The 7119-nt window shown below is 66.4% G+C and carries 6 protein-coding genes; 3 read left to right on the plus strand and 3 right to left on the minus strand.

Features of this window, described 5'->3' with window-relative positions:
* The first annotated feature begins 343 nt into the window (after positions 1-343).
* Complete coding sequence (locus ACRDTB_RS36500) at positions 344-2926, plus strand: tetratricopeptide repeat protein (RefSeq protein ID WP_431436819.1); 2583 nt, start codon at positions 344-346, stop codon at positions 2924-2926.
* A 361-nt stretch (positions 2927-3287) separates the two neighbouring features.
* On the opposite strand, the gene ACRDTB_RS36505 is transcribed toward ACRDTB_RS36500, so the two are convergent.
* Positions 3288-3485, minus strand: a complete 198-nt coding sequence (locus ACRDTB_RS36505; RefSeq protein ID WP_431436820.1) for a hypothetical protein — start codon at positions 3483-3485, stop codon at positions 3288-3290.
* A 296-nt stretch (positions 3486-3781) separates the two neighbouring features.
* Between ACRDTB_RS36505 and ACRDTB_RS36510 the strand changes: the two genes are divergently transcribed.
* Both ACRDTB_RS36510 and ACRDTB_RS36515 read left to right on the plus strand, forming a co-directional pair.
* Complete coding sequence (locus tag ACRDTB_RS36510) at positions 3782-4879, plus strand: HesA/MoeB/ThiF family protein (RefSeq protein WP_431436821.1); 1098 nt, start codon at positions 3782-3784, stop codon at positions 4877-4879.
* A gap of 50 nt (positions 4880-4929) precedes the next feature.
* Entirely contained in the window at positions 4930-6093 is a 1164-nt protein-coding gene (locus ACRDTB_RS36515) for a hypothetical protein (RefSeq protein ID WP_431436822.1), read from the plus strand.
* A gap of 89 nt (positions 6094-6182) precedes the next feature.
* Here ACRDTB_RS36515 and ACRDTB_RS36520 read toward each other — a convergent pair whose 3' ends face one another.
* Both ACRDTB_RS36520 and ACRDTB_RS36525 read right to left on the minus strand, forming a co-directional pair.
* A complete protein-coding gene (locus ACRDTB_RS36520; protein WP_431436823.1) occupies positions 6183-6521 on the minus strand; it encodes a hypothetical protein in 339 nt (112 codons plus the stop codon).
* 397 nt (positions 6522-6918) lie between these two features.
* Positions 6919-7119 (minus strand): hypothetical protein (locus tag ACRDTB_RS36525; protein WP_431436824.1); only part of this gene is annotated, 201 nt, incomplete at its 5' end.

The raw sequence follows: 7119 nt of genomic DNA on the forward strand, positions 1-7119 counted from the left end.
GCCGCAGCCGCCTCACCGATCTCTTGTGTCACAACCTGATGATCTTGAGGCGGCTGCCCACACGATCAGCAAGGGTTCATCGACACCCTGACCAGCCAAGATCATCTAAGTGCGGCTGTCGTACTAGATGACCACGGCTGCAGACCACGATCATCTGCCCAAGATCCAACAAGTTGGGCTTCCTCTCTGTCACCAACCACTTGACACAGAGAGGTGCCGATCCTGGAACAGTCCCGCTGTTCGGGCGCAAACTTCGACCAGGTGGCGTAAGGTCGACGCTTCGCTGCTTCTGCTCGTACCGCTACAATCCGGCCGCACGGACGCCTGAGTGGGGGCAGGGCGAGTGTCAGCGGACGAGTTCGGAACAACCGCGCCGAGTCCGGTCGGTGCCGACACGGTCGACGCGCTGACCAGGCAGCTGCGGTCACTGCGCGCCTGGGCCGGGATCTCCTACCGGGAGCTGCACCGGCGCGTCGTGCGATCCCGGAGGGAGCGCGGGGTCGCCGAGCTGCCGGTGTACAACACTGTGTACCGCTGCCTGCAACCGGGTCGCAGTCGGCTCGACGCCGAGTTGGTGGTCGATGTCGCCCGGGTCCTGCTCGACGACGATGTCCACACCGAACAGTGGCGCCAGGCGTGTCAGACCGTGGCCGCGCGCCAGTCGGAGGCCGCGGTCGTCTCCATCGCCGACAGGCTGCCGACCGACCCGCCAGGATTCACCGGGCGCGCCAAGGAGCTGGGCTACCTCCACGGCGAGATCGACACCGTCGACGACGGCACCGCGGTGATCGCCGCGCTCGAAGGCATGGCCGGCGTCGGCAAGACCCGCCTCGCGCTGCACGCCGCGCACACGCTGGTTCGCCGTGGCCGGTTCACCGACTTGCAGCTGTGGGTGGACCTGCGTGGTTACGACCCGCACCGCCCACCGGCCGACCCGGCCGCAGTGCTCGACGGGTTCCTCCGCCGGCTCGGCGTGGCGGGCAGCCAGCTCGCCGGCATGGACCTCACCGGCCGGTCCGCGATGTTCCGCGAGCTGATGGCCAGTAGGCGCGCGCTTGTGGTGCTCGACAACGCCGCCGGCGTGGACCAGGTGGCGCCGATACTGCCCGCCGGCACCGCCACGCTGACGTTGGTCACGAGCAGGAACCGTCTGACCGGGCTGAACCGGATGCTGCCTACCGGCACGCGAACGAAACACCACGTGTCGGTGCTCCCACTGGACGTCTACACCCCGACCGACGCCATGGACGTCCTTCGCGTGATCATCGGGACGGATCGGGTGGCCGAGGAGCCCGCATCCGCGACGCGGATCGGCGAGTTGGTCGGGCACTTGCCGCTGGCCCTGTCCCTGATCGCCACCCGGATCCGGGCGATGCCCGACTGGAGCCTGGCCGACCACGCCGACCGACTGGCCGAACGGCGGACCGACCTCCGCCTGGACGATGCCGTCGCAGTAGCCCTGCGGCTGTCCTGCGACGATGTTTCCGCCGATCACCAGCGGCTGCTGCGCCTCGTGTCGCTCCACCCCGGCCGGGACTTCGACGCCGACGTCGCGGCCGCGCTGAACGACACCACCCTCAACCGCACCAGCGGCATGCTGACCGACCTGCTGCACCGTAACCTGCTGCTCCAGCGCAATCAGGACCGCTACGAGCTGCACGATCTCGTCCGCGACTTCGCCACCGACCGCGCCAGGGACACCGACCCGCCGGCATCCCGGCATGCCGCACTCGACCGGCTCCTCGACTACTACCGGTACGCGGCGCTACGCGCGATGCACGTCTACGCACCACAGGAACGGCCACGCGCACCCAAGGTTCCCGACCCGGGACACGCGATCCCCACGTTCGGCACCCGGCACGAGGCCGCCGCCTGGCTCGGAACCGAGCGAGCCAACATCGTCGCGTCGGCGACGTACGCGGCACTCCACGACAGGCCCGAGCAGACCACCGACCTGGCCCACATCCTGTTCCGCTACCTCGACACCGCCGGTCACCACCGAGACAACGAGTTCCTGCAGACGCTCGCCAGCCGGGTCGGCCGGGGCAGCGCGCGTGGCCGCTCGCTCAACCGATTGGGCATCGTGTTCCTTGCCGTCGGCCAATACCCGGAGGCGGTGTCGCGGTTCCGGGAAGCGCTTGTGATATTCCAGAACGAAGGTGACGTCGCCGGCCAAGGCGCGGTGTTGACCAACCTGGGCGGAGTGCAGTACCAGCTGGGCGACTACGGCAGCGCGAGGGACTACTTCGCGCAGGCGACGGACGTAGCCCGCGGTTGCGGTGACCGGGTCGGCGAGGGACGGCACCTGGACAACCTCGGCAACACTCTGCTGCAGCTGGGCAGACACAGGGAGGCCCTCGACTGCCTTCGGGCGGCGCTGACAATCGTGCGCGAGACCGCGGACGAGGTCGCCGAGGGTCACGTGCTCGCGAACCTGGGCGAGGCACACCACCGCACCGGCCGGCACGAGACGGCGCTGGAGTACCTGACCGAGAGCCTGGCCACGTGCGAGCGGACCGGCCATCGGCTGGGCATGGCGGACACGCTGAACCGGATCGGCCGGCTGACGCAGGGTGAGACCGCGATCGGCCACCATCGAGAGGCGCTGACCATCGCGCGCGAGGACGGCCACCGCGAGTTGGAGGTGGAAAGCCTCAACGCCATCGGCACGGCGCTGCACGTCGCCGGCGACACCACCAGCTCCGCCGACTGTCACCAGCAGGCCCTCACGCTGGCCGAGGAACTGGGCATGCGCCACCAGCAGGCCCACGCACACGACGGCCTCGCCCACGCGCGACTGGCGACAAAGGACCGTGCCGGCGCCAGGCGACACTGGACCATCGCACACCACCTCTACACCGAGCTAGGCGTCCCCGAAGCCGACGAGATCGCGCACCGCCTGTCGAGACTCCCCTCCCCTGATTGACCGGCACACGCCCGCCCGACGACACGGGCTGCCGGCACAGGTTGAGACTGTCCAGGTTGCCGTCGGGGTGGCGGTTGATCCACAGGCGCGCACACCGCGGGGCGGCGTCGGATCCTGATCGGCACGGGCTGCTGGACGCTCGGCGGCCTCGCTCTCGTCGTGCTCGCCGTCGATCAGGGCCGCGGCGTCCTAACTCAACGCAGTCGGCAAGCACTGGCCCGCCACGGATGACGGCAAGGAGTCTTGTCACGTAGTCACCGTGGGCAGAACAGCTCACCAGCCGCAGCATTCGGCACCCGGCGATGGTCGGACAAGCTACTCGCCGCCGGTCCGTCGTACTAGGACGGACCGGCGTGGTGGATCACTGTTCGCGCGATTCCGTCAAGGGAGGCTCCAACACGCCAAGCTGGATGAGATCGCGGCCGACTTCGACTTCCGCGAACTGCAGGCCGTGGCAGCGCGCGGTCTCCCTGTACACCGAGCTCGGCACCGCCGAGGCGGCCACGGTGGCCGAGCTGCTGCGGGCCGCGGCCAGCACCTGATCACGCAGGCGGCGCACAGGCTGATCGAGGTTGGTCGAAACCGGCCATCAGGTCTCCGTCCTGATGCAGGCTGAGCCCGACCTACGGCCAGGGGTACGACCCGGCCATGGTCCAGGAGGAACTCGTACAGGCATTCGGCGAAGGAGGTGCCAGATGAAGCAGCAGCGGAAAGCCGGGCTGGCGAAGATCAAGATTCGCAAGCTGGACCGGATCGAGACCACCTCGACCAGCCACGACAAGACCCACTAGCGCACAATGGCCCGCGCCGCGAAGTAATCGTGGCGCGGGCCGTCGCGGCCACACGAGGTGTCGAATGTTGTTTTCCCAACCACGGGTCAAACCGGAGGCCAAGCCGCTCCGGCTCACCAACGGCGCGATTCGCATCGGAGGTCTGGTCTATGGGGTTGCGGCTGAAATCGACGACCCCACCGGAGCGGTGTGGTCGCTGCTGCAGGCAATGGACGGCACCCGCGGCGTCGATGACATCATGCGATTGATGCATGATCGATTTCCGGACGAGGATCCGCCCACTATTCGGGACGCGATATCGCAGCTGTGCGAGTCCGGATACCTCGAGGACGCCGCGGCGCAGGCGCCAACCTTGCTGTCCGAATGTGAGCGCGAGCGTTACTCCCGAAGTCAAGGTTTCTATCGCGGGATCGACCTCACGCCACGAACCGACCCCTGGCATGCCCAGCATCGCCTTCGCTCGGCCACGGTCACCGTGCTTGGCCTTGGCGGCACTGGCGGTGCGGCCGCGCTCGCGCTGTGCGCCAGCGGTGTGGGGCGGTTGCATTGCGTGGACATGGACAGGGTGGAGCTGTCGAACCTGAACCGGCAGCTTCTCTACACCGAGGACGATCTCGGCGAGCGGAAATCCGACGCCGCGATCGCCCGACTGGCCAAACTGAATTCCGACATCACGGTGACCGGGGAGAACCGGCAGATTCGAGGGCCGGAAGACCTGCGCGACCTGATTGACGCCTGCGACGTTTTCGTTCTCAGCGCCGATACACCGAATGACCTCGACCTCTGGGTCAACGAAGAATGCCTCCGGTCGAACACCCCATGGGTGGAAGGCGGATACAGTGGCGCACACGTCACGGCTACCGCATTCCTTCCAGGTCAAGGTGCCTGTCACCGCTGCACGAAGTTGACTTCCGCGGAACGGCTACCCGCACCGGTTGATCAGAAATTGGATCTCAAGACACCACCAGCGAACGCCGTAACCGCCGCGACAGCGGCATTGGCCGGAAACCTGGGCGCACACCTCGCGCTCAGCATCATCACCGGCATTCCGCGGGTCACCTCCGGCACCGTTCACGGATTCGACCTCGGCTCGCTGCAGAACCAGTTCAGCCTTCATCACGAGCGGCGTGCCGACTGCCCGGCGTGCTCCGGCATGCCATGACCACTCAGGACACCGCTACTCCAGCGGTCACCGGATCGTCTCGGCTGCGCTTGCATGAGCTGCACATCCGCCAAGACGGCGAGGACTACTACGTCGGGCGGGTCGACACCGGCGAGTTCGTCCTGCTTCCCGAGGTGGGGGTGCGCGCGATCCGGCTGCTCCGCGACGGGCTGTCCGTCGACGAGGCGGCCTACCGGCTCGGCGAGGAGGTCGACCTCATCGACTTCGCCGACCAGCTGAGGGAGCTCGATTACGTGGCCGCCGTGGACGACCAGGCGCCGCCCGATCGTCCGACGGAGAAGCCGACGCTTCCGCGGCTTCGGCGCGAGCACGTCCGGTGGCTGCTGAGCCCCGCGTTGGCGCTGGCGGTCCTCGCGCTGCTCCTCGCCGGCGTGATCGCCGTGGTGCACCGGCCAAGCGTGCTGCCCGGCTACCGCGACCTGGTCTGGAGCCAACACACCGGTCTCGTGCTGGTGGTCAACGCCGCGGTCGGCTGGATGCTGGTGTTCCTCCACGAGCTGGCACACCTGGCCACGGCACGCGCGGAAGGTGTGCCCGGCTGGATGCGGTTGGGCACCCGCCTGCAGTTCCTCGTGGTGCAGACCGATGTCAGCGGTGTCTGGTCGGCAGCCCGGCCGGTGCGAATGGCCGTCTACCTCAGCGGTGTCGCGCTGGAGCTCTCGATCGCGGCGATCGGGCTGCTCGCGCTGTCGTTCAGCGAGCCGCCGGCCGTGGTCGGCGGGGCCATCTCACTGGTCATCGTATTAATCATCACGTCGCTGCCGTTCGAGGCCATGGTATTCATGCGCACCGACCTGTACTTCGTGCTGCAGGACCTCAGCCGCTGCCCGAATCTCTACGCGCAGGGCGGAAGCTACGTGCGGTACTGGCTGTCCCGCGTCATCCGGCAGCGCCGGCCGGACCCGACGCTCGACTGGATGCGCCGGGAGCGACTGGCCGTGCGCTGGTATGCGGCGCTGCTGCTGGTCGGCACGGTGTGCTGCCTCGCCGCGTTCGTCGTGCTGATGCTGCCGGCGACGATCACGCTGGCCGGCAACGCGATCACCGGACTCGGCTCGTCCTCCGCGGCGGCCGTCATCGATTCGACCGCGACCATCCTCGTGGTCGTCTTCTTCCAGATCCTCTGGATACGAGCCTGGCTGCGCAGGCACGGTCCTCGAGTAGCCGCGTGGCTACATGCCAGATTCACCTGATCAGGTGCTGCGGACCATCTGGAGACCTGCACGTCGATCCGTTCCGCACATTGCCCGTACGTTCCGCGACGTTTCACGTGAGTACCTCGTCATGAACTGTCTTCTCGAATGATGGGGCGGTATGAGCACGGGCCAGCCGGTACGCAGTAGCACAGATCGCGCACGTCGATAATCCGGGCCGCCGCCTCAAGCGGGCTCAGCGCTGCACTCAACTCGTCAATGTGGCTCGGTCGGATCTCCATCGTGTCGATGCCGTGGTGGGGACATCCGTTGATGACACCGCACGTGTCGATCCATGCCTGCCCGGAAGGGGCAACGCGGCACCACAGGTACCCGATACCAATCCCTTCCAAGGAAACCCGCGGTGGCGCAAGATCCACACCACTCAGACTGCGCACATAGACGGCGTGCATGCCGTCTTCGCCCACGTACGACACCTGCCAGTCGGGGGCGGCGCCCAAAGAACCAACGAGGAATCACATTCTCTCCCCTCCCTGACCGCAATACGTAGTCGATCACCTGTATGAAACCAGGTATCCCGAATGGTCTGCGCAGCTTGGCAACCCGAGCAGCACGGTCGACCTCGATCAGAAAACCGAGAACCACCGGTGCTTGCGGCGCGGCACGTTGTGATCAATCAGAATCCGGCGGATTGTCGTTGGGTTTGAGTCAAACTCGGCCGCAAGGGTTGAGAGAGCACGCGGGTTCCGTCGATACGAACTGACGATACGCGCCTCGAAAATCTCCCGCTCCGTCGTACCTTTTGGCGGAAGTTTAGGACCTTGCATCATATGCGAATTTGCATCTTTCGATTCGTCCCGTGATCTATTTGATTTTCATCTCGCACTCATTGGTCTGTTTATGTTTCTTTTGCCGAAGCTCATTGCGGTCCTTTATTCGTGGATCGGTGAATGCATGTACACGCCGGGTGTGAATATCGTCGTTCATGTCGTCGTGCACGTTGATGCTTGTCAGGTGCGGTGTGTGAGTCGATGCACCAGTTCGGCGGTGTCGAGCCCGCACAGC

Source organism: Actinophytocola sp. (assembly GCF_050699935.1).
GTDB lineage: Bacteria > Actinomycetota > Actinomycetes > Mycobacteriales > Pseudonocardiaceae > Actinophytocola.

Excerpts from the sequence above, each read along its gene's own strand:
- ACRDTB_RS36510 (WP_431436821.1), top strand. The coding sequence starts at position 3,782 with ATGTTGTTTTCCCAACCACGGGTCAAACCGGAGGCCAAGCCGCTCCGG.